The following is a 26143-nucleotide window of genomic DNA, read 5'->3' as shown; positions in this document are numbered from 1 at the left end:
CAGTCCCGTTTCGGGCTTATATTTAAAAAGTTAAGATATTGGGTTTGTTAGCGATGTTTAAATAAGGTGAAAATGGCAGGTGGGGCTCCTGACGAAAGCACATTGAATACCAATACGCGCCGGCAAAATAAAACCACCGTGGTTTTGGTCCGCGCTGGTTAATAAGTACGATGCTAAAATGAATTAATTTTTTGTAACTTACTGAATGTATTATACCCTTCGGCCATAAGCCGCTAACCAAAAATATCGGCAATGCATTGTTGAAAAAGAGATAAAGAAAGGCATGGCGTTGTGCTTTACAGAAAAAAACACTTTAGCCATCGGCGCTAAAGTGTTTAAGGGTGTTGATGATACTTTTTTATATAGCCGATTGGTCAACACGGCCGTTATTTTATACCCCCGAAGGGGACCTGGTGTGGCGTCATTAATCGGTAGCACGCGGTGATTTATGGCGTTTGGCGCCAGGCCCAAAGTCCGCCAATCAGGGCAATCGCCGCCAACACCACGGCGAAGAGCGTTGCGCCCTGGGCCAGCCCCACGGCGTCGATCAGGTAGCCGGTCGCCACCGGCAACAGGCCCGCCGGAATATAACCGCCAATATTCAGCACGGCATTTGACTGCGCGCGGTGGCTATCCGGCACGTGCAGGCCAATCAGCGTTAGCCCGCCCAACTGCCCCAGCCCCTGTGCCGCACCGGCAAACAGAGCGGCGGTCACGAATGCCGTAGCGGATGCGCCATAGATGCACAGCAGCAGTCCCAACATTGCCAGCACCGTCGCCAGCGCGCTGGCCAGAAAGATCCGGGCAACCGGCCAACGCCGCACGGCGAACTGGACGCCAACCGCGGCAAAAAACATCGCGCAGGCCATGCCGCCGGCGAGGAGCGGGCTGCGTTCGTGCAGCAAACGTGCCAGCAGCGAGGGGCCGAGTGAAAGAACGAAGGATGTGGCGGTGATGCCGGGCCCGAACGTGGCAATGCCGCACAGCACTTGGCGCAGGTTAGGCGCCGGCACGTGCGGTAAGCGCAGGCGCAATGGTGGCCTGGTTTGTGTATTGCGTGCCGGCAGGCACAGGGCGATAGTCAATGCGCTAAGCAGTATGGCGGCTTCAAGGGTGAAGATCGGCACCACGGGCTGCGCCAGCGCCTGACTTAACCCGCCGGCCAGCAGCGGGCCTAACCCCGCCCCCAGCACCATGGCAATAGACGCCAGCAGCGCCGCCCGGCGCCGATGTTCAATGCCGCCAGCATCGACAACCGCGGCCATGCCGGCCGAAACTATCACACCGACGGCAATGCCGGTCAACAAGCGGCCTGCGGCGAGCATACCGATCGAACTCGCGCCGGCAAACAGCCCGCAGGCGGCCAGTGCGGCGAACAGGCCTGGCAGGAGCACCGGCTTACGGCCATAATGGTCTGACAGTTGCCCCGCCAGCAACAGCGTGCCCAGCAGGCCGGCGATATAAAGTGCGAATATCACGGTCAGCATGCCGGAGGAAAAGCCCAACTGCTCTTGCCAATGCACATACAATGGGGTGGGGGTGTTGGAGAGCATAAACACCCCGGTCACCATCCAGGCCGCCGCCCGCATGCGGGCGATAGATGGGGCGGCATCGCTGGCCACGGAGAGATCTGACATAAACCGACTCCTTGTACGAGTTTTATCGTACTGTATAGCAGTTCGATAAAACTCGTACAAGAGCTATGATGATATGACGATGAAAAAATTAGCTGATGACAACACGCCTGCCAGCCTGGCAGAGATAGCGCAAGACCTTCCCCCACCGCTTCCGGAGCCGGCGGCCGATGAGATGCGGCTGGAGGCCATTCTGGCGGCGTTGGCCGATCCGCTGCGGCTGACCATCGTGTATAAACTGATGCGGGATTCCGACGCGTATGACCACCCCTGCGGCTGGTTTGGCTTCGATCGGCCCAAGTCGACGTTGACGCACCATTTCAAAGCGCTACGTGTGGCCGGGGTGATCCGCCAGCGGCAATATGGCCTGGAGCGGCGCAGCCGGCTGCGCCGTGAAGATCTGGATGCGCGCTTCCCCGGTTTGCTGGCGCTGGTGGCCAATTGGCAGCCGGCCGATATAAATCATGACTGATATCGGTTATTCTGTTGGCAATGCCCCAACTCATTCGCATTGCAGGGCAAAAATGCAAACGCGTTTTTGCACAGCGCTGGCGCTGCTCCTGCAATTTGCAGTATGAGGGGGGAAAATATTGTGGCCAGACGGATAAGATAAATACGCGATGAAAAAATCACCTGAAATGGAAACCACGAAGAAAGCCGCAATTGTACAAGGGGCATTCGAGCTATTTCTCAGCCACGGCTTCACCGCGACCACCACGAATATGATTGCCAGCAAGTGCATGATATCCAAACGGGATTTGTATAAATATTTCCCTGATAAAAATGAACTGTATATTGCGGTAATCGCCAGTAATACGCATAAGGTATTATCTATTGCCGCGGGAGAAAATGCCGGGACAACCCTGGAAGGGCTGCTCGAAATATTTCATCTGAACACGGATGATGATGAGGATCCGCAACGGCATCAATTCTTGACGATGTTATTAAAAGATGCGATCGAGCACCCCGCGCTTTATCAATTAATGTATGATTCCGGCGTGGTCAGGCACCGTGAAGAATTAATTGAGTGGCTAAGCCAGCAACAGAAACAGGGTAAACTTGGTATCAAAGATCCAGGAAAAATAACTTTTCTGGCTTCGATAATCATGGATATTGTTTTTGGCGCGCTCGTGCCGAAAAGGCCAGGGTTTGATGATTTATCGTCGCGAAAAGCGCATATTATTGCTGCGTTACAGGTGGTGCTGTATGGGATAGAGCGGTATGCCGATAACCCATAAAAGCGCCAAGCTTTGCCGGTTCCTGTTACTGGTTCCGTGATGAGTGATGTTGATTTTCCCGCCTCATTTATTCCCATTTGCATTTTTCCATTAAAGGAAACTGTAAGTTTATATTTATATTTTAATAAGTTATATAATTTTTAATTTTCCACTTCCGCTTATCTTTGGCGCTCAAATTGTGATCGCTATCTGTTTCTGCATAAAAACATATTGTAAAAAAAAGTAAAAGTGGTACTCATTGGTACCGGTTTTTATGACGGGGGATCATCGGGGTGCCCCGCGAGGATGGTGTAAAAATGCAGATCAACAATATGCCAAGGGGGATATCCCCCCATGCGCTTTGCCGCCGCAAGGCGCTCTTATTTTTTGCAGCCTGTTTACAGATAGTTTCATGGCAATCGCTGGCGGCAACGAAAGCCGGCGCCGATGCGTGCGCCGCGTTAAGTCAAAAAGCGTTGTCGGGGCTGGAGGTCGTTTCTGCGGAAGTGGTGAAAAAAGGTGAATTCACCGTTCCGGCCGGGCCGGGACCCATGGCGCTACTGCAAACCCTCACCGGTATTAACGCCGGCGGCCAAACAACATTAGCGCCCAACCCCGCATTTTGCCGGGTAAAAGCCATTCAACGCCCGTCTGCCGATTCCGAAATACGCCTTGAGGTTTGGTTACCAATGGATAACTGGAACGGCAAGTTTATGGGAACCGGTAACTTTAGCTGGGGCGGCTACTTCATGTATCCGGTGATGCTAAGCGGCCTGGAGAAAGGGTACGCCACGGCCAGCACCGACACCGGGCATGATGAGGGCAACCCGCTGCAAAAAGGCGGTAAATTCATTACCGGCCACCCGGAAAAGCTGACCGACTATGCCTGGCGGGCCCACCATTTGATGGCGGTGGATGCCAAAACAATTATTCGGGCTTTCTTTGGCCAAGGGCCGGAGCGTTCTTATTGGATCGGCTGTTCGCTCGGTGGGCTGGAAGGGTTGATTGAAGCGAAAAACTTCCCGGAAGACTATGACGGCATGGTGATTGGCGCACCGCCGAACCCTTTGCTGAACTTTAATGCGGCACAGCTCTGGCCAATGTGGCTGGTTAATCAACACCCGGAAATGGATATACCACGTGAAAAGCTGGCACTGCTGCATAACGCCGTGATCAAGCAGTGCGCGTCACCCGTCGGGCAAGCGCAAGGGTTTATCGAAGAACCGGATAAATGCCAGTTCGAACCGAAACAACTGTTGTGTAAAAACGGGGATAGCGCCGATTGCCTGACGGCGGCCCAGGTTACGCTGATGGAAAATATCTACCGCGGCCCGGTTGATCCGCAAACCGGCGAGGTTATTTTCCAGGGGCCGGCGAAGGGCAGCGAGCTTGAAATCGACGACTATCTGCGCAAGCCGCACCAAACAGCGTTAGATCTGTTCCGCTATGCGGTGTATCAAAACCCGGACTGGGATTGGAAAAAGTTTGACTGGCGGAAAGACGTTGCCCATTCGCAAGCGGTGCTCAATGGCCGTTTGCAGGTGGATGCAAACCTGCGCCCGTTCTTCCAACGCGGCGGTAAAATGCTGATGTTTATCGGCTGGAATGATTTCCACAATCCCCTCGATCTGATTAATTATTATAACGACGTCGTTGCCAACGTGGGCAAAGCCAATAATGATTTTCTGCGGTTGTTTGTTATTCCCGGCATGGCGCATTGCCATAGCGGTGACGGCTGCGACACCTTTAATAAAATCGATGCGCTGGATGATTGGTTCGAGAAAAATAAAGCGCCGGATGTGATTAAGGCGCTGAGAGTGAAAAATAATCAAGTCGTGCGTAGCCGGCCAATTTGTGCTTACCCACAAACCGCAAAATATAGTGGAACAGGAGATATAAATATCGCAGACAATTTTATTTGTTCGAACTAACTCCTTATAAGAAATAAATTATCCGGGGCGGAATAACCGCCCCATCTCTTCCCCTGCCTTTGATTTTGGTGTGATAGCATGAAAAAATATAATATGTGTTTTTACGCGCTGTGCCTGATGTCATGGAATGCGTGTTCCGCTGTTATTTATGATAAAGATGATAACCGGCTTGATTTATTCGGCGTGATGATTGGCGAATACAGTGATATTACCAGCGGCGCACGCGAAGGGCGTGGCGATTCAAGTTTCGCTCAGCTCGGCTTTAACGGCCAAACCCAGGTTAATGATTATCTCAGCGGCTTTGGCTTTTTGAACTACCGCTTTTATGTCTCGGCGCCGGAAGATGAACAAACTACGGAGGTGCGCGAGGCTTATGCCGGCCTGCAATTGGGCCGCAATAACTTTATCAGCTACGGCCGCGCCTTTGGCGTGATGTACAACGTCGAAGCCTATGCGGACGTGGCGCCTTCGGTGACCGGGAAAACCTGGGCGAAAGACGACAACTGCATGGTCAGCCGGACGAACAGCGTATTAACCTACCGTAATAACGATTTCCTGGGCCTTGATGGCAAATTACAGCTTACTGGCCAATTCCAGGCGGCTAACGAGGCATCAACGCTGGCCCGTTCCAACGGCAATGGCGCCGGGCTGTCACTCTCTTACGATTTTGAGCCATATAGCGTGATCGCCGGTTTCAGCCACTCCGAACGTACCGCGGAACAAAAGTTGGATCACCAGGGCGACAGCGCCGAAGCCTGGGCAATCGGCATGAAATGGGAGCCGGGCAATTTTTATTTCGGCACCGTTTATGCAGAAACCCGCAATATGACCATGCAGGCTAACGACAACGTGGCGAATAAAACCCGAAACTTCGAGATTATCGGCCAGTACCAATTTCCTTTTGGGCTAAAACCTTCTCTTTCCTGGGTTTATACTCAAGGGGTTGATTTGCCAGCCAGCGGCAGTTTCAAAGGCGGCAAGGCGCAAATGGCCAATTATATCGAGATTGGGGCGAGCTACGCGCTTAATTCCCACGCCGGCGTGTATTTAGACTTTCTTTATAACCTGCTGGAGAAAAATGACTATACCGACAGCGTCGGTGGGTTGTTTGCGGGAACCGGGAATAAAATCGTTACCGGTGTCTATTATGGTTTTTAATCTGCCGGCAGCAGTGGCAAACCACCTGTTTATACCCAAAATAATTCGAGTTGCAGGAAGGCGGCAACGCAGCGAATCTCCAGGAGCTTACTGGAGTAAGTGACTGGGGTGAGCGACAAATCTGTCAGGAGCAGATTTGAACGCTGTTAGCAGCGGCCCCGAAGGGGCGAGGCCCAGGGATGGGCCGAGTAACCAAGCCAACACACCTGCAACTTGAAGTATGAAGGGTATATTTAGCATGAACCAGGAGAAAACATGATGAAGTTACGTTTGATGAGTGTGATTATTTCATCCTCATTACTTTTTGCCGCAGGGATGGGCGCCGTTCAGGCCGCGGAAAGCGGCGCGCTTAAGGTGGGGGCGGTAAAAACGGATATCACGCCCAAAGATTTGCGTGATATGAACCCGATGGGCGGCGATTTTACCCGCGTACAGGATCCCATTTATATGCGCACCCTGTTGCTTGATAACGGCAAGGTGCGCGCGGCGCTGATCGTGGTGGACGCGATTGAAGTGGGGGACATGACCGAAGTGCGCAAGCGCATCGCGCAAGCGACCGGCATCGGCGCCGATCATATTTTCATTACCGCAACCCACAACCACAGCGCCCCGCGCGTGGGCAACGTTTCGCCCGGCGCGCTGGCGCATGACGGTACGCCGGCCTCGAACCAGTGGAGCGAATGGCTTTACCAACAGATGATCGCCTCTTTGCAGCAGGCGCAGCGTATCGAACAACCGGCCCGTTTCGGCGTCGCGCAAGGCCAACTGGACATTAATATCAATCGTGATGCCTACAGCGCAAAAGGCTGGGATATTGGCTACAATCCAGACGGGCCGTCGGATAAGGCGATGTGGGTGATGAAGTTCGAGAATCTGCAGGGGCAGCCGATCGCGCTGGTTTCCAACTATGCGGTGCACTCGGTGGTCAGCCTGGGCATTAACCAACTTAGCGGCGATTTGGCCGGCGCTGCGACGAATTATGCGGAAGAGAAGCTGGGCGGTGACGCGGTCGTGCTCTGGACGCTCAGTTCAGTCGGCGATCAAAACCCGCGCATCTTTAACGCCGGTCAGAAAGCCGATCACGGCAAGGATGCCGAATTTGCCTGGAAAGCGATGAATGCCCAGGGCACGATGGCCGGTGCTGAAATGGTGCGTTTGGCCAACAGCGTGACGCACACCAGCGAGCAGGTGAAAATCAATGCCCAGGAGCGTATTCTCTCTTGCCCAATGCGCAGCGGTATCAAGGACATGGGCAGCATCAACCAGCAGAAAGTCGATAAGGTGAATATTCATCTTGGCGTTATCACCCTGAACCAGACGGCGTTGGCCGGCGTGTCGGGGGAGGTGATGACCAACACCGCCCGCCGTTTGGCGCGCGCTACGCCGCTGAAAAACACCCTGTTGATGTCGATTGTTAACGACCGGGTCGGGTATCTGCCGGATGATGCTGCGTTCGATCTGCCCATTTTTGAAGTGGTAAACGGTAGCCCGGTGGAGCGCGGTTGCGCCGAGGAAGGGATCGTCAATAATCTTACTGCGATGATTGAGGATAACCTGCGCTAAGCGGCACCAACCGGCCAGGCGGGTGCTCGTCATGGCAGCAGGCAGCCGCGCCTGGCCGGTATTGATGGTAGTATTATTGTTGGTCGTCACGCTATGCGAACGCTGTGTTTCGTGTAGCATCAGACCCTAAGGCATTTATATGCTGTATGGCGTAAATGCCGCAATCCAGGTAGGGGTGCATGTGCAGGTCAGGCCGCCCGCGCTGCATCGGCGCCACCCATGCGGCCGGCGCTGCTACCGTGCTGCTGAATTAACCGTTAGGGAAAGCTGTTATGCCGGGCCAAAAAGAGCAATACACCTCCCTGAATCACCTATGGCGTTTTATCGTGAGAAACCGTATCAGCCTGACCGAATTGAGCATCATCGCCTCTGTGGTCGCTTTGTTAAGCTATGTGGCGTTTGCTTATGATCTCTTCACTAATGAAGGCCGGGTCAGCGCCGCCAAAGAGACGATCGAACTGGACGAAGCGTTGCTGATTGGTGTGGTGCTGCTCTTGGGCTTTTTGGCGTTTGCCGTCCGCCGCTACCATGAACAGAAGCGCGAGATGCTGTGGCGCCAAAATGCCGAACGGCGCGCGCGTGAGTTGGCCTATCAGGATCCGCTTACCGGCTTGCCCAACCGCCGCCAGTTTGATGAGGCGCTGGATATCGCGGTCGCTTCTCCGCCGCGCTCGGGGGCGGTGCATGCTGTGCTGATGTTGGATCTTAACGGTTTCAAACAGGTCAATGACGTTTATGGGCACGACGCCGGCGATGCCGTGTTGATGATTGTCGCACAGCGCCTTTGCCAATCGCTGCGCGAAGATGAAACCATTGCCCGGCTGGGCGGCGATGAATTTGTGGTGCTTGCCCGGCATCTGCTCGGGCCGGAGGCGGCGTCGAGTATCGCCATGAGGCTGTTGGAGAGCCTGGCAAACCCCATCATGGTCAACGGCGTGGCGCACAATTTGAGTGCCGGCGTGGGCATCGCGTTGCTGCCGTTGGATGCGGCAACCGCCGAAGAGGCCATGCGGAAGGCCGATGTGGCGTTGTATCGCGCCAAGGCGGAGCGGCGTGCGGCGTACCGTTTCTTCGAAGAAGAAATGGATCAAATCATCCGTGAACGTGAACAGCTGGAAAAAGACCTGAAGCTGGCGCTCGATCAAGATCAAATTCAACCCAGCTTCCGCCCTTCGCGCGATCTGCGCACCGGCGCGGTGGTTGGCTTCGAGGTGGAGCCGCAGTGGCTTTGCACACAGGGCGAGCCGTTGCCACCCGAACGTTTCTTGCCGATCGCGGCGGAAACCGGTCTGATCCACACGCTCGCCATGCAGGTTTGGCACCGTGCCTGTACGCAGGCGCTGCAATGGCCGGCGCAGGTAGCATTAGCGATCAGCGTGCTGCCGGGCCAAATGCAAAACCCCCGCCTGGCGGCAGAGATCCTGCAGATGCTGGATAACACGGGACTGGCGCCGCAGCGGCTACAGATGAACATCGCCGAAAACATGGTGGTGCAGGATCTGGCCGCCGCCAAAGCACTGGTGGCACCGTTACAGGCGCACGGCGTGGCTATCGTGCTGAACCACTTCGGCACCGGTTACTCCAACCTTTATCATTTGAGCGAATTCCACTTCGATCAGGTTAAGATCGACCGCCGGCTGGTTGAACGGATGGATCAGGAATCCAGCGCGAAGCTGGTGCGCGCCCTTGTTGGTCTGGGGCAGGGGCTGGGGCTGAAGGTTTGTGCCGACGGCATCGCCCATGACGACAGCGATTCCTTGCTGGATGCCGGGGTGCAGGAAGGCCAATCCGGCGATGTTTCCGTCAGCGGCCAGGCCACGCTGTCGCTTGTGCAACCGGCCGGTGATGAAAAACCGCCCCATGCCTGATAGCGTGCGGCGCGCTTAGCGCGTGCCGGCGTACACCGGTGTTTTTTCCTGCCGGCGGTGCAGGCGCAATACCCAAACGGCGGAAAGCCACCAGGCGAACGCCATGGCAGCGCCGGCAAACCCACCCATTTGCGGGCTGAGCAGCAGATCGGAGGCTGCTTTCAACCAGCCGCTGACGGCATCGGCTCCGCGATAAATCACGCTATCGATAAAGTTCTTGGCCTTGTATTTATCCGTGGTTTCCACCGCGGTAAACAGCATCTCTCTGCCGGGTTTGATCAACGCATATTCACCCACCCGGCGCAGCACCATCACGACCACCAATACCCCCAGCAGCGCGGAAAAACTGAGCATGATAAACCCGCCGATCATGAATATCGGCACGATGAGCAGCAGCGCTCGGATGCCGAACGCGGCGGCAATCCGGCCGGTAACGAAAAGCTGCAGCATCAGGGTCAGGAATTGGACCAGGGTATCAACGCCCGAAAAGAAGCGGGTTTGCGCAGCGCGATCGGTGAAGTGCTCGGCCACGAAACGTGCCTGCTCGAAGTAAAGGAAGGTATTCACACTGGCCAGCAGCGTGACAAACAGCGCAATGCCGAACAGCAACGGCGTCCTGAAAGCGTGAACCGCGCCGTCAAACGGGTTGCCGCCCAGCGCCGTATCGTCGCCGGGCGGCAATGTGCCGGCGCTGGCCGCGAACGTTTTTTGCAGGTATTCGGCGCAGAACAGGGTGAGCAGCAACAGCACGGTAGCAACCAGCAGCAGCCCGGCATTACCGATGACGGTCACAAACAGCACGCCGATCAGCGGGCCGGCAAGGCCACCAAGGCTGGCGCCGGCGGCCATCACGGCGAAAAGCCGTTTAGCTTGCTCTGGTGTGAACACATCAACCAGAATGCTCCAGGCCAGTGAAATCGCAATCAGGTTAAAGACCGACAGCCAGACAAAAAAGATCCGCGCCAGCCAAAGGGTTTCACCATGCAGATAAATGGCGCCGGCGAAAGCCACGGTGTTTACGGCAAAGAAACTGTAAACCCAGCGGGTGATATGTTTGCGTTTTGCCCGCGAAGCCAGCCACCCGAACAGCGGGCTGACGGCCAAAGTGGCGAAAAAGGTGGCGGTGAACAGCCACTGCAAATTCTCAACGCCGCCGACGATGCCCATCGTCTCCCTGATCGGCCGCATGGCGAAATAGCTGGCAAATAAGCTGAACTGCAGCATGAAACCCGCTGCGACCGCCCGGATTTCGCCTGGCTGAATGTTTAACCCGTGGTGCAATAATGCATGAAGATTCGCCATAGGTACTCCCCAGCGGCATGGCCGGCAACGGTTCATGGATCGGGCCCGAATAACTCACGGTCGTTGGCGTGCTGACAGGTTGAGTATAATCACTCCGGCCGGTGCCGTAGGAGGAGAGCCGTTTTATCACCCGGGGATGGGTGCCGCCTGGGCCGATCCTGCGCTACGTAAATCAGGAAAACGTCTTTCTATAGCCAATCTTGTGCTTTGACTTATCAGGGGAAGTTCCGGAATTTATGGTTTTCCTTTGCCGTTGGGCGGTGCTGCTATGTCTTTTCACAACCTTATTCCACGCCGGGTGTTCTATAGCGCTATGGTACTGATCGCGTTGCTGCTGCAATTTCCGGCCGCGGCGCAAACCGAATTGCGGATCGGTTATCAAAAATCCTCAACCCTGATGACGCTGCTGAAGTTGCAGGGCACGTTGGAAAAGGAGCTAGGCCCGCAGGGGGTGAACATCAGCTGGTTCGAGTTTTCCAGCGGCCTGCCGTTGCTTGAATCGCTGAATGTCGGCAATGTGGATATCTCTGCGGACGTGGCCGATACCGTGCCAGTGTTCGCCCAGGCAGCTGGGGCGGATTTAACCTATTTTGCCCGTGAAGAGGCCTCGCCGGACGCGCAGGCGATTTTGGTGCCGCAAACGTCCAGCTTAACCACGCTGGCGCAGTTGAAAGGCAAACGCATCGCGGTAACCAAAGCGGCGGGTAGCCACTATTTCCTGATCGCCGCGCTGGCCAAGGCGCATTTGAGCTTTAAAGACATTACGCCGGCCTATCTGGCGCCGGCGGACGGCCGCGCCGCGTTTGAGACCGGCCAGGTGGATGCCTGGGTGACTTGGGAGCCGTTCGTCGCCAGCGCCGAGCGCCAGCAGCACGCCCGCGTGCTGAGCCAGGGGCAGGGTATCGCCAGCTATCAGCGCTATTACCTGGCCTCCAGCACCTATGCCCGTAACCACCCTGAAATCCTGGCGTTGATTTACCGCGAGCTGGCGAAAACCGGCGTTTGGATCAAAGCCAACCCCAGCGAAGCGGCAGCGCTGCTGGGGCCGCTGTGGGGCAATCTGGACAGCGCAACCGTCGAACAGGCCAACGCCCGCCGCACTTACCAGGTGCGGCCGGTGACGCGTGACGGTTTGCATGAGCAACAGCAAATCGCCGATGCGTTTTTTGACGCCGGGCTGTTGCCTAAGCGGATCGATGCGCAGGCGGTGACGATCTGGGCCCCCACAGCGGGAAAATAACATCAGCGGCGCGGAGGGTACCAGCCTGGAAGACGAACTGCGGGTAACGTTGATTAACGGGAATTGTGCAATTCATAGATTTCGCCGTTGCGGATATCCCGTTGGTGCTGATTTACGCCAAATCCCACCACCGCTATTGCGGGCCGCGTTCGGTTTGGCCAGCTAGGCCTGTTAGCCCGCGTGCGCCGGGCGATCGCTAACCTGCTGCTTCACCCGCTCGATGTATATCTCCCGCAGCCGGCGCGTGACGGGGCCGGGTTTGCCGTCGCCGATGGTTTTGCCATCCAGCGTGACCACCGGCAGCACGAAAGTGGTGGCTGAACTGATGAAAATCTCGCTGGCGTGATAGGCTTCTTCCGGGGTGAACAGCCGTTGTTCCAGCGTGATGTTATCGCTGGCCGCCAACGCCAACAGCGCGTGGCGAGTAATGCCGTGCAGAATGTCGTTGCTTAACGGGCGCGTGACCACGGTGCGATCGTGTAGAACGATGTAGCAGTTACAGGAACTGCCTTCGGTAATGAAGCCGTTTTCCACCAGAAAGGCATCATCGGCATGCTGCGCGTGGGCGTACTCTTTGGCCAGGCAGGGAGCAAGCAGGTTGACGGTTTTAATATCCCGGCGGTGCCAGCGGATATCGGGGCAGGTAACGACATGCAGACCGCTTTGCGCTTTGGGGTTATCCAGCACGGCGCGGGCCTGGGTAAACAGCACCAGCGTGGGCTGCACCCCGGCGGGGGGGAAGCTGAAATCGCGATCGCCGGCGCTGCCACGGCTGATCTGCAAATAAATCGCCCCTTCTTGCAAGCCGTTCTTTTCGATCATAGCCTGATGAATTGCCTGCAGTTCGGCAAGGGTGACCGGCAGCGCCAGCGACAGTTCGCGGCAAGAGCGCTGTAAACGCGCCATGTGGCCGTCAAACTCCACCAGTTTGCCATTAACGACGGCGGTGACTTCGTACACGGCATCGGCAAACAGGAAACCGCGGTCAAAGACTGAAATTTTGGCTTCGTTTTCTGGCACATAGTGCCCATCGACATAAACAAGACGTTGCATCACGAACTCCTTAATTATCGCGTTGTTGCGGCTCGCCGGTTAACCCCATAATGCCGCTTGCGGCGCGTGCAGGGTGCTGCCGTCATAGTGCAGGCCGTGAGCGCGATCGCGCTGTAACAGCAACGGGCCGTCAAGATCGACAACCTGTGCGCCCTGGGCCACGATCATCGCCGGCGCAATCGAGAGCGAGGTGCTGACCATACAACCCACCATGATCTGCAACCCCTGCGCCTGGGCGCTGGCACGCAGCCGCAGCGCCTCGGTCAGCCCGCCGGTTTTGTCCAGCTTGATGTTGATCATGTCATAGCAGCCGGCGATCGCCGCCAGCGAATGGCTATCATGGCAGGATTCATCGGCGCAGATCGGGATCGGGTGCGGCAGTTCGGCTAAAACGCCGTCTTTGCCGGCGGGAAGCGGCTGTTCGATCATCGTCACGCCCAATGCCGCCAGCGCCGGCACCAGTTTCAGGTAGAGCGCGGCATCCCATCCTTCGTTAGCATCAACAATCAGGTGGGCGGCAGGCGCGCCCTGGCGCACCGCCGCCACCCTGGCTAAATCGTCGTGATCCGCCAGCTTCAGCTTCAGCAACGGGCGGTGGGCGTTTTGCCGCGCCGCCTGCTGCATACGCGCCGGGGTATCCAGCGATAGCGTATAGGCCGTTTGCAATACCCCCGGCGCCGGCAGGTTCAGGCGCTGCCAGATCCGTTGGCTATGCTGTTTGCATTCCAGATCCCAAAAGGCGCAGTCGAGGGCATTGCGCGCCGCGCCGGGCGGCAGCCGGGTTTGCAACGCTTCGCGATCGAGGCCGTGGCGCAGATCGTCACGCAGTGCGGCGATCTGCGCCATCACGCTGTCAACGGATTCACCATAGCGGGCATAGGGCACGCACTCGCCATAGCCGGCCGCGCCGTTGGCGCGCAGGGCGACCACCACCACATCCGCCTGGGTTTTGCTGCCGCGCGAAATGGTAAAGGTGCCCTGCAGTGGCCAGCCTTCCTGCAGCAGTTCGATGTCGATCATAGGCCCGCCAATTGGTCAACAATGCGCCCAACACCATGGCGGAATGGATCCACCACAGGCAAACCGAATTTTTTCTCCAGATCGCGGGTTAACTGCAGCGCGTCTTGTTCACTGAGCGCCGCGGTATTGACCGAGATGCCGACGAAACGCGCCTTGGGGTTGGTCAACTGCGCAACGGATAAATTCAAGGCCATGCAGGCGGCCAGATCCGGAATCGGGTAGTCAACGCCGCGCATGGTTTTACGGGTAGGCTCATGGCACAGCACCAGCGCATCGGGCTGCGCGCCGTGGATGATGCCGATCGTTACGCCGGCAAATGAAGGGTGGAACAGCGATCCTTGCCCTTCAATCACGTCCCAGTGGTCGGCATCGTTGGCCGGGGCGATAGTTTCAACCGCGCCGGCGATGAAATCGGCGACCACCGCATCAATACTCACCCCCGCACCGCTGATAAGAATGCCCGTTTGGCCGGTGGCGCGGAAGGTGGCGTTGCCACCACGAGATAGTATTTCTTTTTCGATCGCCAGGGCGGTGTACATTTTGCCGCAGGAACAGTCGGTGCCGACGGGCAGCAGGCGTTTGCCCGGGCGTTTGCGGCCGTTGGCCACCGGGAAGGTTTGCGAAGGGTGGCGCACGTCGAACAGCGAGCGGCCAAGCCTGGCGGCAAGTTCACGCAACTGCGGCACATCCGCCAGGCGGTTATGCAGCCCGGCGGCCAGATCCATGCCGCTTTCCAGCGCCTCTTGCAAGATGGCGATCCACGCATCAGAGATGATCCCGCCACGGTTGGCGACGCCAATAACCAGCGTTTGCGCACCTGCCTTACGGGCGGCGCTAATGTCCATATCGGGTAACTGGCAGTCGGCATGGCAGCCCACCATGCGGTACTGGCCAACGCAATATTCCGGGTGCCACTGTTTGATCCCGATAGCCACTTTAGCGGCTAACTGATCGTGCGCGTCGCCAAGGAATAATAAATAGGGCTTTTTAATATCCATTATTCATCCTCACAAGCAAAAAAGCGTGAACGTTAATAACATGGTGGGATAAAAATTACGGCTAAAAATCAAACTTCACAATTGATAATATCCGTAGTCATATAATTGTCAATAACAATACTGTTATGGTTATAATATCTGGTTTTTGTTTTTTAATTGAATTTAAATTAATAAATTTACGTGATTTTTGAAGTTAAATTCTGCGTTGCGGTGTTATTTTAAAATGATGTGATTTTCTTATGCATAAATAATAAATTACCGCCCAATTGCTTTTGCTTATCCACTTGATATTAATCGGTTAATTTTATTTATTGGGTTGCGTGGCGCTAAATTGGTGAGGTGTGTTATTTCGGGGCGCCAAATTGGTGCAATGGCGGATTGTTTTTAATTTGTTAATTTAAAATTAGAAACAATGTAATTTAATAGGATTGGAACTGATACTTTAATGGATATTAAAAGAATGGGTAATGGCATGAAACGCTACCCTATATAAATAAAACCTGTTCGGGGCTATTGCCAGACAGCGGGCGTGATCAGGCCATTGTCTTTTCCGCCGGCCTTGCATTGGCGGCCCGGCATGCTTTTCCATGTGTCAATCTTGCCGTGCCGCAGGCGATGCGTTGGTTCTGGCTTTTGCGGCCACGCCGGCTTCCGATTGCGGAAACACCCGGTTGCAGAGGAAATCAACCAGCGCCCGCAGCTTGGGGGAAGGGTGTTTGCTGGCCGGCCAGAGCACATAGAAGGTGCCGAAACGCTGGGCATGTTCGGGCAGTACGCGGCGCAGTTCGCCTTCGGCCAACGGCGTTTTGACGGCAAAGTCCGGCAGGCAGGCGATGCCACGGCCCTGCATCGCGAAACACATGCGGGTTTCGATGTTGTTGCAGATCATGGACGTCGGCAGTTGCAATTCGGGTTCGCCGGGCGCGCGGCGCAGCGGCCAGGTTTCGAGCTTGCCGCTGTTGGGGAAGCGGTAGTGCAGGCAGGTGTGTTCGAGCAGGTCTTCGGGCACCTGCGGCGTGCCGCGCTGCGCCAGGTAAGCGGGGGAGGCGACCAACATCAGCTCGAAGCTGCCCAGCCTGCGCGCGGATAGCCGCGAGTCGGCGGGTTCTCCCGAACGCACGACGGCATCAAAGCCTTCCTCGACCACATCCACCAGCCGGTCGGTAAAGTCCAAATCCAGGACGATCTCGGGGTATGCGGCCATAAATTCGCCCAGCACCGGCAGCACCAGCGAGCTGACCAGCGGCAGGCTGATACGCAGGTTGCCACGCGGCGCGGCGGTAGCCTGCGAAAGCTCCAGCTCCGCGGCTTCAACCTCGGCGAGGATGCGGCGGCAGCGTTCAAGGAACATGGCGCCTTCGGCGGTCAGCGTGACGCTGCGCGTGCTGCGGTGGAACAGGCGCGCACCGAACTTCTCTTCCAGACGCGCCACGCTTTTACCCACCGCCGAAGCCGAAACGCCTAACAAGCGGCCAGCTGCGACAAAGCTGCGGGTTTCCGCCACCTGCACGAACACCGCAAAGCCGTTTAAGTTTTCCATCTCCCCCCCCATTGCGGACAGATGTTTCCGCATAACAAGGAACTGTAGCCTACTTTTTCTTTAATCGGCGGGTAATTATCGTTGCGGAACCGTTATTAACCACAAGGTATTCCCGTGACCGATTCCAAATTGCCCCTGGCACCGTTGTTAGCACTGGCGATGGCGGCGTTTATCACCATCCTCACCGAAGCGTTGCCGGCCGGCCTGTTGCCGCAGATGGCGCACAGTATGGCGGTTTCCGAAGCCTGGATCGGCCAGACCGTCACTGTTTATGCGCTGGGTTCGCTGCTGGCCGCCATCCCCTTGACGGCGGCGACCCAAGGGATCCGGCGCCGACCGCTGCTACTGGCGGCTATTCTCGGATTTTTCGCCGCGAATACCGTCACGGCGTTTTCTACCAGTTATCCCCTGACGATAACGGCACGCTTGCTGGCCGGCGTTTCGGCGGGGTTGCTCTGGGCGTTGTTGGCCGGGTATGCCGCGCGTATGGTGCCTGCGCACCAGAAAGGGCGAGCTATTGCGATCGCCATGGTGGGAACACCGCTGGCGCTGTCGTTGGGTGTGCCGGCGGGAACGTTGTTGGGCGCGGTGGTAGGGTGGCGCGCCTGCTTCGCTATTATGAGCCTGCTGGCACTGCTGCTGATGGTCTGGGTGCGCCTTCAGGTGCCGGATTTCGCCGGGCAGGCGCAGAGCCAACGCCGCCCGCTGGGGCACACGTTTATGCTGCCCGGCATTCGCTCCGTGTTGTTCGCCGTGCTGGCTTTTGTGCTGGCGCATAACATTCTTTATACCTATATCGCGCCGTTCCTGGCGATTGCCGGCCTGGCCCAACGCACGGATCTGGTGCTGCTGGTGTTCGGCATCGCGTCACTGGCCGGTATCTGGTTCACCGGCGTGCTGATTGACCGTTACCTGCGGCCCCTGACGCTCGCCAGCACGTTGCTGTTTGCCTTTGCCGCGCTGGCGCTCGGCGTCGCCGGCAATAAGCCCGCCATTGTCTATGCGGCGGTCGCCCTTTGGGGGCTGGCCTTTGGTGGGGCAGCGACGCTGTTTCAAACGGCGTTGGCGAAAACGGCCGGTGACGCGGCGGACGTCGCGCAATCAATGCTGGTGACGGCCTGGAATGTGGCTATTGCCGGTGGCGGCATCGTCGGCGGTATTTTACTCGAACGGTTCGGCACAGGCGCATTTTCTCCCGCCTTGCTTATCTTGCTGGCCACAGCGCTGGCGGTGGTAGGGGCGGCGAAACGGCACGGTTTCCCGGTGGTGGTGAAAGGGGAGCAACAACTTTCGAAAAATCAGCAAAATGGATAAAAACAGGCCAATGTGTTCATTCGCGCAGCAAACGCACTTTTTTTGCCGTTTAGCGCTTTGACAAACCGCGAGGCCCCCGTTATTATTCGCCCCGTTCACACGATTCCTCTGTAGTTCAGTCGGTAGAACGGCGGACTGTTAATCCGTATGTCACTGGTTCGAGTCCAGTCAGAGGAGCCATATTCTTGTTTTCATGCATCCCTGCGAATCTCTATATGATTTTGATTCAATGAGTTAGCGTGAAAAACCTTCCGGATGCATATCTATTTGTCTGCATGCATCGGAAGAATTTGGTGGTCAGATTTGGGGTCAATCCGGTTCGATTATGGAGTGACCACCACATGTCCTTAAATGATTCAAAAATCCGCAACTTAAAACCTTCTTCCAAACCTGTAAAATTCACTGATTCACTCGGTCTGTATCTGCTCGTCAATCCTGGCGGCTCTCGTCTCTGGTATCTCAAATATCGCTTTAACGGTAAAGAATCTCGCCTTGGTTTAGGTGCCTATCCTGAAGTCTCTCTGGCAGATGCTCGGCAGCAACGTGACGGTATTCGTAAACTTCTCACGCAAAAAATTAACCCGGCAGAACAACGCGCCGCAGAAAAAGCCAGCCATTCTCCCGAAAAAAGTTTTAAGGCCATTGCGCTCGGCTGGCATAAAAGCAATAAAACATGGTCTGAAAATCATGCCAGCCGCCTGCTTGCCACTATGAGTAATCATATTTTCCCTGTTATCGGTAGTCAGTCCGTGGCCACGTTAAAAGCACAACATTTCACGGCGTTATTGAAAAGGATTGAAGATAAAGGTCTGCTGGAAGTGGCGTCCCGTACCCGTCAGCATTTATGTAATATCATGCGGTTTGCGGTGCAGCAGGGGCTGGTGGAAAATAATCCGGCAATGCATCTCGATGGCGTGACCGCCGCACCGGTCAGGCATCACCACCCTGCTCTGCCGCTGGAGCGTCTACCTGAATTACTGGGTCGCGTTGAAAATTATCAGCAAGGGCGTCAGTTGACGCGTCTGGCCGTGACGCTGATCCTGCATCTTTTTATTCGCTCCAGTGAGCTGCGTTTTGCCCGCTGGAGTGAAATTGATTTCAAAAACAAACTCTGGACTATTCCCGCCACGCGCGAAGCCATTAATAAAGTGCGGTTCTCAACGCGTGGGGCAAAAATGCGCACACCGCATATTGTGCCGCTTTCCCGCCAAGCCATAACTATTCTGAAACAGATACTGATCCTGACCCAAAATATGATCCACCCATAATCAGAAATAACCGGCTTCAGGTTGGCTGCATATTCTGGCAATCGGCAGATTTTTCGGCGAATTCAGAGGGGGTCATCCAGCCCAGCGCAGAATGGGGACGGCTCTGATTATAGTGTATGCGCCAGGCCTCGATTTTTGCACCGTGCATCCTCCAGAGACATGAACCAGTTCTCATTCAGGCACTCCTGCCGCAGCCTGCCGTTAAAAGACTCCACCGTAGCATTATCTGTGGGTGTCCCGGGTCGGGAAAAGTCAATCCTTATACCCCGTTCGTAAACCCATTTATCCAGCATTTTCCCTGCAAATTCAGAACCATGACACCTATTGAATGCATCTGGTTAGCGTTTAAGTCAGCCATTTTCTACAACTTGTAGTGTCTGTCACAAGTGGAGAAAATCAATGAACACTCCTGTTAGCAATGTCAGCATGTCGGGGACACTGATTGCCCTAGATATCTCTAAAAAACATCATGATGCAAAAATTCGGTACCCGGATGGACGAACATCTTATCTGCGTATTGAAAATACACTGGAAGGGTTCAACCGACTGCTTGCCCTCACCGCTTCACCCCATGACAGTATTATCGCTGCCTTTGAACCTACCTCTGATTATCATCGCAACATCGCATGGTGGTTACATCAGCAGGGAGTACAGTGCCATCTTGTTTCATCTGTCAGATGTGCGCGGGCCCGCGAGATGCTGTTTAAGACCTGGGATAAAAATGATCGTAAAGATGCCAGTGTCATTATGTATTTGCTGGAACAGGGTTTATCTTCGCCATTTTATGATCCACTGGCGAATGGCGTTATCGATATACAGGAAATATCAAATACCTATCATCAGGTTACGCTGGCACGAACCCGCTGTCTGAACAGTCTGGTGAATTACTATCTGACCCTTTATTTTCCCGAAGCTGAACAATTTCTGCATATGTCACGGGCAGAGTGGTTCTGCCAGTTCTTACTTCAGTTTCCCACACCGTCCTGTATCACGTTAATGGGCCGGAATTTGTTTGTAAAACAGTCATGGGATGTTGTTGGCCGGAAGCAGTATAAACAGCAGTTTCTTGAACATCTCTATGACGTTGCTGCAAATTCCATTGCATTACCGTTGCCAGATGATTCTCTGGCTGTGACCACGTTCGGATTACAACTTCACCGGTATGTGGAACTTTCGGCTCAACGATTAAAACTTGAGAAACAGGCAGAAAATTATTTACAGGAACGAAGTGACTACCGGCATTTACGTACGATCCCGGGCATTGGCGCTGTCATTGCCCGGATGATAATTGCTGAAAGTGGTGATTTAACACGTTTTGCGCATTACCTACAGTACCTCAACTTCTGCGGTTTTAACCTTTCCGCCAGCCAGAGCGGGCAAAAACACAGTGGTTACCGATTGTCAAAACGTGGAAACGCACGATTAAGATATGCCTTCTGGCTTGCCGCCACCGTAGCCGTAAGAACGAGAGAAAACAGCTTCCGGTACAAATATGAACGCTATATCCGGGAAAATGGAGATAAACCCGATCAGAAAAGAAAAACCATGACGGCTGTGGCAACAAAAGTCGCCAAAGTGGCGCATGCAATTGTAAAACAGGATATTGATTATAAAGGTTATTACGAAATAAGCCATGGGACGTGATTCAACGGGCCGTAAGGCGCATCGCGACCATTAGATAATGCTCAACGTCCATGGCTTCCCAAAATGCTGTGTTAAGTCCTGTTGGGCTATTCGGACCCTTGTATATCATGGTAAGCATGTTTATAAGCCAAAAGGAAATGAGCAATATCGGATATAAAATAAACCATCGCCTTCTGATCAGATGGCAGGAGCCCTTTGCGTAAAAACAGTTGACTCAGACGGTAGTCCGTTGTCGGTTTTCAGCAACTGTGGCAAAGGTCGCCTGAGCGCTATGCTGTTCAGCATCTCTGCAACTTCACTTGAGCGCAGATTCTGACCCACGCAGATCCCCAGGCATTCGCGTGTATAAAGGTCAATCACCGTCAGCAGACGCAACCGACGCCCGTCAAACAAAGCATCAGAGACAAAATCCATGCCCCACACGTGGTTTGGATAGAGCCCCTGAGGCTGCGGTTGACGCCGCTGGGCGGATTTATGGCGGCGTGGACGTTTGAATCGCAGCGACAGTCCCTGTTCGCGGTATTGCCGGTAGATCCGTTTGTGGTTATCACGCCAGCCTTCCCGCCTGAGCATCACGTGTACCCGGCGGTAACCGTAATGCACCCGGGTTTCGGTGATTTCCCGAATGCGCAAGCGTAGCGCGCTGTCGTCTGCGGCCACAGAACGATAGCGGAATGAGCTGCGACTCGCGTAGCGCAAAGCAAACCTGCCTCTCGCTGGCTCCGTAACGGGCCTGCAAATCCCTGACCCATTCGCGCAGACGTGCCAGCGTCAGATCTTTTTTGTCAGCACGTCCTGTAGCATGGCCTTATCGAGGCTCAGATCAGCCTGCTTGAGGGCAAAAACAATCTGCTCTTCAGTGAATCGTGATCTTTTCATCGGCACCACCTCCGTTCAGGGGAGTGTTTATCATGCCGGAATTCTGTTTCTGAATGGCGCAGGATTTTGGGTCAGGGTCAGTCAGGCTAAGCGCCCAGAATACGTCGTTTACCGCACAGTGGCAGACCACAGAAAACCTGTGTGATGAAGAAGGCCGCTGTATCAATGAAGCAGCGCTACGCCTTGCGGCACAACGGATCCAACAAACCGGACAAGCGACGGTTATTCAGATCGAAACTAAACGAGTCAAAGAGTCCGCGCCGCTGCTTTTTGACTTAGGCACACTGCAACAGGTCTGTTCAAAAAAATGGGGAATAGGCGCACAGCAGGTGCTGGATATCGCCCAGGCACTGTATGAAACCCACAAAGCTACCTCCTATCCACGTACCGATTGCGGCTATCTTCCACTATCCATGATGGCCGAAGTGCCGCTGGTCATCAACGCCCTGCTCACCAGCGACCCAACGCTCAAGCCTCTACTGGCACACTGCAATCTTCAACAGCAATCCCGCGCCTGGGACGACAAAAAAATCACCGCTCACCACGGCATGATTCCGACCATGCAGACTACCGATATCAGCAAAATGAGCGATGACGAACGGGAGGTTTACGATCTGATCCGCCGTCATTATCTAGCACAGTTTTTACCGCAGCATGAGGTGGATAAAACGCAGGTGGTTCTTCGGTGTGCTGAACACTCACTGCTTGCCAGCTGTAAAGTGGTCGTCGCCACAGGCTGGCGAATGCTGTTTTCCCGCGACGACGAGGATAAAGATATTCAGTCACTGCCTGTATTAGCCAAAAATGCAATTTGCACCGTTGCGGGTACAGAGATCAATGCGCTGAAAACCAAGCCGCCGGAGCATTACACCGAAGGTACGCTGATTGCCGCCATGAAAAATGCCGCCCGTTTTGTGACCGATGAACGCCTGAAACAACGGCTGAAAGAGAGCACCGGTCTGGGTACGGAAGCCACCCGCGCGGGGATTATTGAAACACTGCTGAAGCGGGGCTATATCGAGAAATAGAAGCGCCATCTGGTCGCCACCAACAGCGCCGTTCTGCTCATGAGTCTGTTACCCGCTATCGTTAAAGATCCGGGGATGACAGCATTATGGGAACAGGCGCTGGACGACATTGCTGCAGGGAAATTAACGCTGGAGAGTTTTCTGCAAAAGCAGGAAATCTGGATCGGTAAAATGGTCGAGCAGGCCAGAGCGTAAACTCTCTTACTGCGATAATCAGTTGTTTACTGTTTGCATGACCATCAGGCAGTAAATTGATCGCACATGGTAATACTCACTTGCCTTGTGCCGGTGCCGACCGGCAACCAACCGGAGCCTTTTGTGCGCAAGCGCCAATAGACTTGACCCGTCCCTCCTTTGAGCGGGTCGAAACAGAGTTTCTCTTGCTGTTTCCGGAGGTTACTCAACAGCCAGGTTAAATCCTGCCAGCGCCATTATTGTCTGTATGACTAATGGCGCTGTTCCTTATCAGATCAGCTCATGCTTTGTTCGTTGCCTTTTCAGCAACTTTTCATCATTCATCATTTCAATAAAGGGAGTGAGCTGTTTTTTAATTGTCTGGATGTCCGCTTCAAAAAGATCCATCTTCCCATCTCGTTGACACGCAATCATACTGCGGAAAATCATTTCGATGAGTGAATTTCTTTTTTCAAAATTTAGCGGCCAGGACGATATATCTTCAATCTTAGAGATAATGCCTTCTCTACTGCTACCATTGGCACCAATGCATCCACAAATGTAGTCAACGTAAGTGAACTCCGTTCTTTTTATGAAAAGAGAAAATGCCTGTAGAAGTGCCTGCATATCCTGTTCATTGAAACTAATATCATCCTGGCATGAGTGATAAAATGCCTGTAGTACTTTAATCGCTTCATGGAGATCTTCTTGCCGATTAATCAGTAAAGGACTAACAAGATAATCTGACTGGTACAGTGATGAAACCATCCACTCTTCGAGATATTCTTTTTTCTCTCTTTTCCTGAAAAAGGAAAATTTCTTCTTCCTGTTATCTATAACAATATGTTTGTTATGTTCAAACCAGTTAAAAGCATAGGGTATAAGAACATCCTTAATCCAATGATGAGTCGTCAGTACATCACAGTAATTATCAGGGTTAATGTTCTTCTCAAATGGCTGGAAATTCGAACTAGGAACTTCCCATAACAACACAACATTTCTGACATTAAATTTATTTTCATATCTTGACGGCACAGCTCTAAAATAAACATCTTTCCCCGGAAATATATCGCTTCGCCGTGTATTGAAGACCATTATTTTGTTAGTCACCGTATTAAAAATATTCCATTTATCCTCTTCACCTAAAAAGTCATGATGCTCACAGAAGATCACCAATCTGTTCCATAGCCACAGTGGAATTTCCATCATGGGAATACTAACCGAACAATAGCCATCATCCCTGAAGCAAGATGATTGATATAATGCATCCATCTCCATAATGCTCTTTTGATAACGCAGCCATAATTTATCAAACGCATTGCAGATCGAAACAACACTATCGTGCGACAGAACTATTCGGCAATTTTCTATATCGCAAAAATATTCATCATTTTTATAGAACTTGATCCAGGGGCGGCAAAGTGCACGAACCGGCGTCCTCCGACCAGCAAAAGCACGCGTCAATAAATAATTCTGACTCAGCGTTAATAATAAATGGTTATAATCATGGTGCCTTAAGGTAATCAGGCATGAAAGTGTATTACTCTCAGGTTTGGGGAGGTATGCCTGGATGATGACATGTTCGTTAATTGAGCGATGATAATTCCCCTTATTATACTCCTCAGGGCCTTTACACTCCGACCATCCTATTTTTTCCTTACGCCCCCACAATCCATTATTTTCAATTTGCCAAAGCGCCTCTTTACCTAAAAAACGTTCAACATACTCCTTACCAAAAAACTCAGTGAGCAACGTAGGAGATTTAACTATTCCCATCCACTTCGCCAGATCCAGTGCATCATAGAGGTGATGCTCAATACCCAGAGCTTCAAGGCAATCTCGCTGTTTTCTAAATTCCTGATCCAATAGAGCGTGCGAAGGGCTGGCGGTAATCAGGCAAAAGGTAGAAATCGGAATATCCCATTCTTTTAATTCCCTGACAAATTTCTCTAGGGCATTGGTATACTTCTGGCATGACAACGTATTACCGCTTTTGATTTCGTAAAGGTGATATTGAGTGTTTTTATTATAGTCAGTGATAGTAATTAAAAAATCCCCACCGCCCTGAGCACACCCTCTGGTACCGTTAGACCTACAATTGACTGAATCATAATCCTTATTCAACCGAAGATACTCAACGACCAACTCACGGCAAAACGCCTCAAATCTATCGGAGGGCGTTAACCTGTCATAGGGCAAATTATAGTCGCCTGCGCCCACGGGCCCACAGTGACTGACATTCAATTCCCTGTTCACCATGAAATGCGTCCTTATTCATCTTTAATTTCCCTTACCTTATAATAACTTGAGTCCTGATGCCATGGGCATTTCGTTCACTTGCGAGAAGACAATACACTCAAAAGCCCACATTAATAATCATGTCAACAATGTTGGATTTTTAAGCAGAACCAGGGGGTGCGTTTTCCATGGCTAATCATTGAAGGGAACGTTGTCAGATAGAATGATTGCCTATTCTAGGATGATTTATTTTTACCAAAACAGAGTTCCTTATACCCCCTCGATCCCTCTGTTGATGTAATTCCCCCGCTAATCGCTGTCACCGACAGCACCCTTTATCTCTGTGGTTTCCTGCAAGCAGAGAGCCTCTGGAAACTTCTTTTACCCACCTGAAATCTTAAACCCTGGACTGACCCCACCTCAGTAGACATATTCTGTCCTCACGACGAGGCCTGTTCGAAGGCCTCCGGACTGACGCCGCCGAGATGACTGTGGCGCCGGGCCCGGTTGTAGAAGACTTCAATGTAATCGAAGATATCGGCCCGGGCCAGCGCGCGGGTTTTGTAGATCCGTTTTCTGATACGCTCTTTTTTTAGCGAACTGAAGAACGACTCCGCCACTGTAGTGGATCTATAGTGGATCGGTAATTCAGGACACCTCGAAATCCTGTTAATGTTAAAACAGTGAACATGAGGTGATACATGATCAAAACTCGTCGGACTAAACGCACATTTTCTCCAGAGTTCAAACTCGAAGCTATCGAACAGGTTGTTAAGTATCAGCGGGATGTTCGGGAAGTCGCGCAGGCGCTCGAACTCAATCCTGATCATTTGCGCAAATGGATACGGCTTTATAAGCAGGAACTCCAGGGTATTGAGTCCACTGGCAATGCGATTACACCTGAACAACGTGAAATTCAGCAGCTTAAAGCGCAGATAAAGCGTCTTGAGATGGAAAAAGAAATACTAAAGCAGGCTGCTGTAGATTCAATTGGTCAACGCAACAGTCATGTGAAAACATGGGGTTGCGGAGGATTTTTGAATGAGACGGACATTTACAGCAAAGGAAAAAGCA

At 53.5% G+C, this 26143-nt stretch carries 18 protein-coding genes, 1 tRNA gene and 4 pseudogenes; 13 read left to right on the top strand and 10 right to left on the bottom strand.

Annotation, left to right across the window (positions count from 1 at the left end):
* Positions 1-446: 446 nt before the first annotated feature.
* On the bottom strand, positions 447-1637 hold the full coding sequence (locus ABFX35_RS14435; RefSeq protein ID WP_279023757.1) for an MFS transporter: 1191 nt from the start codon (positions 1635-1637) through the stop codon (positions 447-449).
* 79 nt (positions 1638-1716) lie between these two features.
* Here ABFX35_RS14435 and ABFX35_RS14430 point away from each other — a divergent pair, with 79 nt between their 5' ends.
* The 6 genes from ABFX35_RS14430 to ABFX35_RS14405 all read left to right on the top strand — a co-directional run bounded on the left by ABFX35_RS14430 (position 1717) and on the right by ABFX35_RS14405 (position 9371).
* Positions 1717-2106, top strand: coding sequence for an ArsR/SmtB family transcription factor (locus ABFX35_RS14430; RefSeq protein WP_279023759.1), 390 nt, complete (start codon positions 1717-1719; stop codon positions 2104-2106).
* A 148-nt stretch (positions 2107-2254) separates the two neighbouring features.
* Complete coding sequence (locus ABFX35_RS14425) at positions 2255-2872, top strand: TetR/AcrR family transcriptional regulator (RefSeq protein ID WP_346081874.1); 618 nt, start codon at positions 2255-2257, stop codon at positions 2870-2872.
* Between the two features lie 296 nt (positions 2873-3168).
* The gene (locus ABFX35_RS14420) at positions 3169-4782 is read left to right on the top strand and encodes a tannase/feruloyl esterase family alpha/beta hydrolase (RefSeq protein WP_279023762.1); all 1614 of its coding nucleotides are present in this window, start codon (positions 3169-3171) and stop codon (positions 4780-4782) included.
* 78 nt (positions 4783-4860) lie between these two features.
* Positions 4861-5940: a porin gene (locus tag ABFX35_RS14415; protein ID WP_346081872.1), complete on the top strand. Its 1080-nt coding sequence runs from the start codon at positions 4861-4863 to the stop codon at positions 5938-5940.
* A gap of 255 nt (positions 5941-6195) precedes the next feature.
* Positions 6196-7503, top strand: a complete 1308-nt coding sequence (locus ABFX35_RS14410; RefSeq protein ID WP_346081870.1) for a neutral/alkaline non-lysosomal ceramidase N-terminal domain-containing protein — start codon at positions 6196-6198, stop codon at positions 7501-7503.
* 272 nt (positions 7504-7775) lie between these two features.
* Positions 7776-9371 (top strand): putative bifunctional diguanylate cyclase/phosphodiesterase, encoded by a 1596-nt coding sequence (locus tag ABFX35_RS14405; protein WP_346081868.1) that lies wholly within the window; start codon positions 7776-7778, stop codon positions 9369-9371.
* Positions 9372-9386: 15 nt separating this feature from the next.
* Here ABFX35_RS14405 and ABFX35_RS14400 read toward each other — a convergent pair whose 3' ends face one another.
* Positions 9387-10673, bottom strand: coding sequence for an NTP/NDP exchange transporter (locus ABFX35_RS14400; protein ID WP_346081866.1), 1287 nt, complete (start codon positions 10671-10673; stop codon positions 9387-9389).
* A 268-nt stretch (positions 10674-10941) separates the two neighbouring features.
* On the opposite strand from ABFX35_RS14400, the gene ABFX35_RS14395 reads away from it, so the two are divergent.
* Entirely contained in the window at positions 10942-11913 is a 972-nt protein-coding gene (locus ABFX35_RS14395; protein WP_346081864.1) for an aliphatic sulfonate ABC transporter substrate-binding protein, read from the top strand.
* A 171-nt stretch (positions 11914-12084) separates the two neighbouring features.
* On the opposite strand, the gene ABFX35_RS14390 is transcribed toward ABFX35_RS14395, so the two are convergent.
* From ABFX35_RS14390 to ABFX35_RS14375, 4 genes are all read right to left on the bottom strand, one after another.
* On the bottom strand, positions 12085-12966 hold the full coding sequence (locus tag ABFX35_RS14390; protein WP_279028935.1) for a D-amino-acid transaminase: 882 nt from the start codon (positions 12964-12966) through the stop codon (positions 12085-12087).
* Between the two features lie 39 nt (positions 12967-13005).
* Complete coding sequence (gene dgcA, locus ABFX35_RS14385; RefSeq protein WP_346081861.1) at positions 13006-13986, bottom strand: N-acetyl-D-Glu racemase DgcA; 981 nt, start codon at positions 13984-13986, stop codon at positions 13006-13008.
* The gene (gene dgcN / locus ABFX35_RS14380; protein ID WP_346081859.1) at positions 13983-14984 is read right to left on the bottom strand and encodes an N-acetyltransferase DgcN; all 1002 of its coding nucleotides are present in this window, start codon (positions 14982-14984) and stop codon (positions 13983-13985) included. Before dgcN ends, dgcA begins: the two co-directional genes overlap by 4 nt.
* Positions 14985-15576: 592 nt before the next feature.
* The gene (locus ABFX35_RS14375) at positions 15577-16524 is read right to left on the bottom strand and encodes a LysR family transcriptional regulator (protein WP_346081857.1); all 948 of its coding nucleotides are present in this window, start codon (positions 16522-16524) and stop codon (positions 15577-15579) included.
* Between the two features lie 159 nt (positions 16525-16683).
* On the opposite strand from ABFX35_RS14375, the gene ABFX35_RS14370 reads away from it, so the two are divergent.
* From ABFX35_RS14370 to ABFX35_RS14360, 3 genes and pseudogenes are all read left to right on the top strand, one after another.
* A complete protein-coding gene (locus ABFX35_RS14370) occupies positions 16684-17838 on the top strand; it encodes an MFS transporter (RefSeq protein ID WP_346082376.1) in 1155 nt (384 codons plus the stop codon).
* A 104-nt stretch (positions 17839-17942) separates the two neighbouring features.
* Positions 17943-18018: transfer RNA gene (locus ABFX35_RS14365), tRNA-Asn, on the top strand.
* 161 nt (positions 18019-18179) lie between these two features.
* Positions 18180-19094 (top strand): annotated as a pseudogene (locus ABFX35_RS14360) (tyrosine-type recombinase/integrase); the annotation flags it as partial.
* A gap of 28 nt (positions 19095-19122) precedes the next feature.
* On the opposite strand, the pseudogene ABFX35_RS14355 reads toward ABFX35_RS14360, so the two are convergent.
* Positions 19123-19423: pseudogene (locus tag ABFX35_RS14355) on the bottom strand (integrase core domain-containing protein); the annotation flags it as partial.
* A gap of 82 nt (positions 19424-19505) precedes the next feature.
* On the opposite strand from ABFX35_RS14355, the gene ABFX35_RS14350 reads away from it, so the two are divergent.
* Entirely contained in the window at positions 19506-20750 is a 1245-nt protein-coding gene (locus ABFX35_RS14350) for an IS110 family RNA-guided transposase (protein ID WP_346081855.1), read from the top strand.
* A 225-nt stretch (positions 20751-20975) separates the two neighbouring features.
* Here the strand turns inward: ABFX35_RS14350 and ABFX35_RS14345 are convergent.
* Positions 20976-21629 (bottom strand): annotated as a pseudogene (locus tag ABFX35_RS14345) (DDE-type integrase/transposase/recombinase); the annotation flags it as partial.
* 53 nt (positions 21630-21682) lie between these two features.
* On the opposite strand from ABFX35_RS14345, the gene ABFX35_RS14340 reads away from it, so the two are divergent.
* On the top strand, positions 21683-22657 hold the full coding sequence (locus ABFX35_RS14340) for a DNA topoisomerase (RefSeq protein ID WP_346081853.1): 975 nt from the start codon (positions 21683-21685) through the stop codon (positions 22655-22657).
* A 465-nt stretch (positions 22658-23122) separates the two neighbouring features.
* On the opposite strand, the gene ABFX35_RS14335 is transcribed toward ABFX35_RS14340, so the two are convergent.
* Together ABFX35_RS14335 and ABFX35_RS14330 are read right to left on the bottom strand one after the other, a co-directional pair.
* Positions 23123-25090, bottom strand: coding sequence for a hypothetical protein (locus ABFX35_RS14335; RefSeq protein WP_346081851.1), 1968 nt, complete (start codon positions 25088-25090; stop codon positions 23123-23125).
* A gap of 419 nt (positions 25091-25509) precedes the next feature.
* Positions 25510-25689 (bottom strand): annotated as a pseudogene (locus tag ABFX35_RS14330) (IS3 family transposase); the annotation flags it as partial.
* 81 nt (positions 25690-25770) lie between these two features.
* Between ABFX35_RS14330 and ABFX35_RS14325 the strand changes: the two are divergent.
* The coding region (locus ABFX35_RS14325; RefSeq protein WP_346081848.1) for a transposase at positions 25771-26143 on the top strand (373 nt) is incomplete at its 3' end.

The sequence above is a fragment of the Gibbsiella dentisursi genome, from assembly GCF_039539505.1.
GTDB classification, from domain to species: Bacteria; Pseudomonadota; Gammaproteobacteria; order Enterobacterales; family Enterobacteriaceae; genus Gibbsiella; species Gibbsiella quercinecans.
Note: the sequence above shows the minus strand (reverse complement) of the source record. Positions and strands in the feature narration are given on the sequence as shown.

Bases quoted from the DNA above. Each gene is read 5' to 3' on its own strand.
- ABFX35_RS14350 (WP_346081855.1), top strand. From the start codon at position 19,506: ATGAACACTCCTGTTAGCAATGTCAGCATGTCGGGGACACTGATTGCC.
- ABFX35_RS14425 (WP_346081874.1), top strand. From the start codon at position 2,255: ATGAAAAAATCACCTGAAATGGAAACCACGAAGAAAGCCGCAATTGTA.
- dgcA (WP_346081861.1), bottom strand. From the start codon at position 13,986: ATGATCGACATCGAACTGCTGCAGGAAGGCTGGCCACTGCAGGGCACC.
- ABFX35_RS14400 (WP_346081866.1), bottom strand. From the start codon at position 10,673: ATGGCGAATCTTCATGCATTATTGCACCACGGGTTAAACATTCAGCCA.
- ABFX35_RS14405 (WP_346081868.1), top strand. From the start codon at position 7,776: ATGCCGGGCCAAAAAGAGCAATACACCTCCCTGAATCACCTATGGCGT.
- ABFX35_RS14420 (WP_279023762.1), top strand. From the start codon at position 3,169: ATGCAGATCAACAATATGCCAAGGGGGATATCCCCCCATGCGCTTTGC.
- ABFX35_RS14435 (WP_279023757.1), bottom strand. From the start codon at position 1,637: ATGTCAGATCTCTCCGTGGCCAGCGATGCCGCCCCATCTATCGCCCGC.
- ABFX35_RS14410 (WP_346081870.1), top strand. From the start codon at position 6,196: ATGATGAAGTTACGTTTGATGAGTGTGATTATTTCATCCTCATTACTT.
- ABFX35_RS14430 (WP_279023759.1), top strand. From the start codon at position 1,717: ATGAAAAAATTAGCTGATGACAACACGCCTGCCAGCCTGGCAGAGATA.
- ABFX35_RS14390 (WP_279028935.1), bottom strand. From the start codon at position 12,966: ATGCAACGTCTTGTTTATGTCGATGGGCACTATGTGCCAGAAAACGAA.
- dgcN (WP_346081859.1), bottom strand. From the start codon at position 14,984: ATGGATATTAAAAAGCCCTATTTATTATTCCTTGGCGACGCGCACGAT.
- ABFX35_RS14395 (WP_346081864.1), top strand. From the start codon at position 10,942: ATGTCTTTTCACAACCTTATTCCACGCCGGGTGTTCTATAGCGCTATG.
- ABFX35_RS14370 (WP_346082376.1), top strand. From the start codon at position 16,684: ATGGCGGCGTTTATCACCATCCTCACCGAAGCGTTGCCGGCCGGCCTG.
- ABFX35_RS14340 (WP_346081853.1), top strand. From the start codon at position 21,683: ATGGCGCAGGATTTTGGGTCAGGGTCAGTCAGGCTAAGCGCCCAGAAT.
- ABFX35_RS14415 (WP_346081872.1), top strand. From the start codon at position 4,861: ATGAAAAAATATAATATGTGTTTTTACGCGCTGTGCCTGATGTCATGG.
- ABFX35_RS14335 (WP_346081851.1), bottom strand. From the start codon at position 25,090: ATGGTGAACAGGGAATTGAATGTCAGTCACTGTGGGCCCGTGGGCGCA.
- ABFX35_RS14375 (WP_346081857.1), bottom strand. From the start codon at position 16,524: ATGGAAAACTTAAACGGCTTTGCGGTGTTCGTGCAGGTGGCGGAAACC.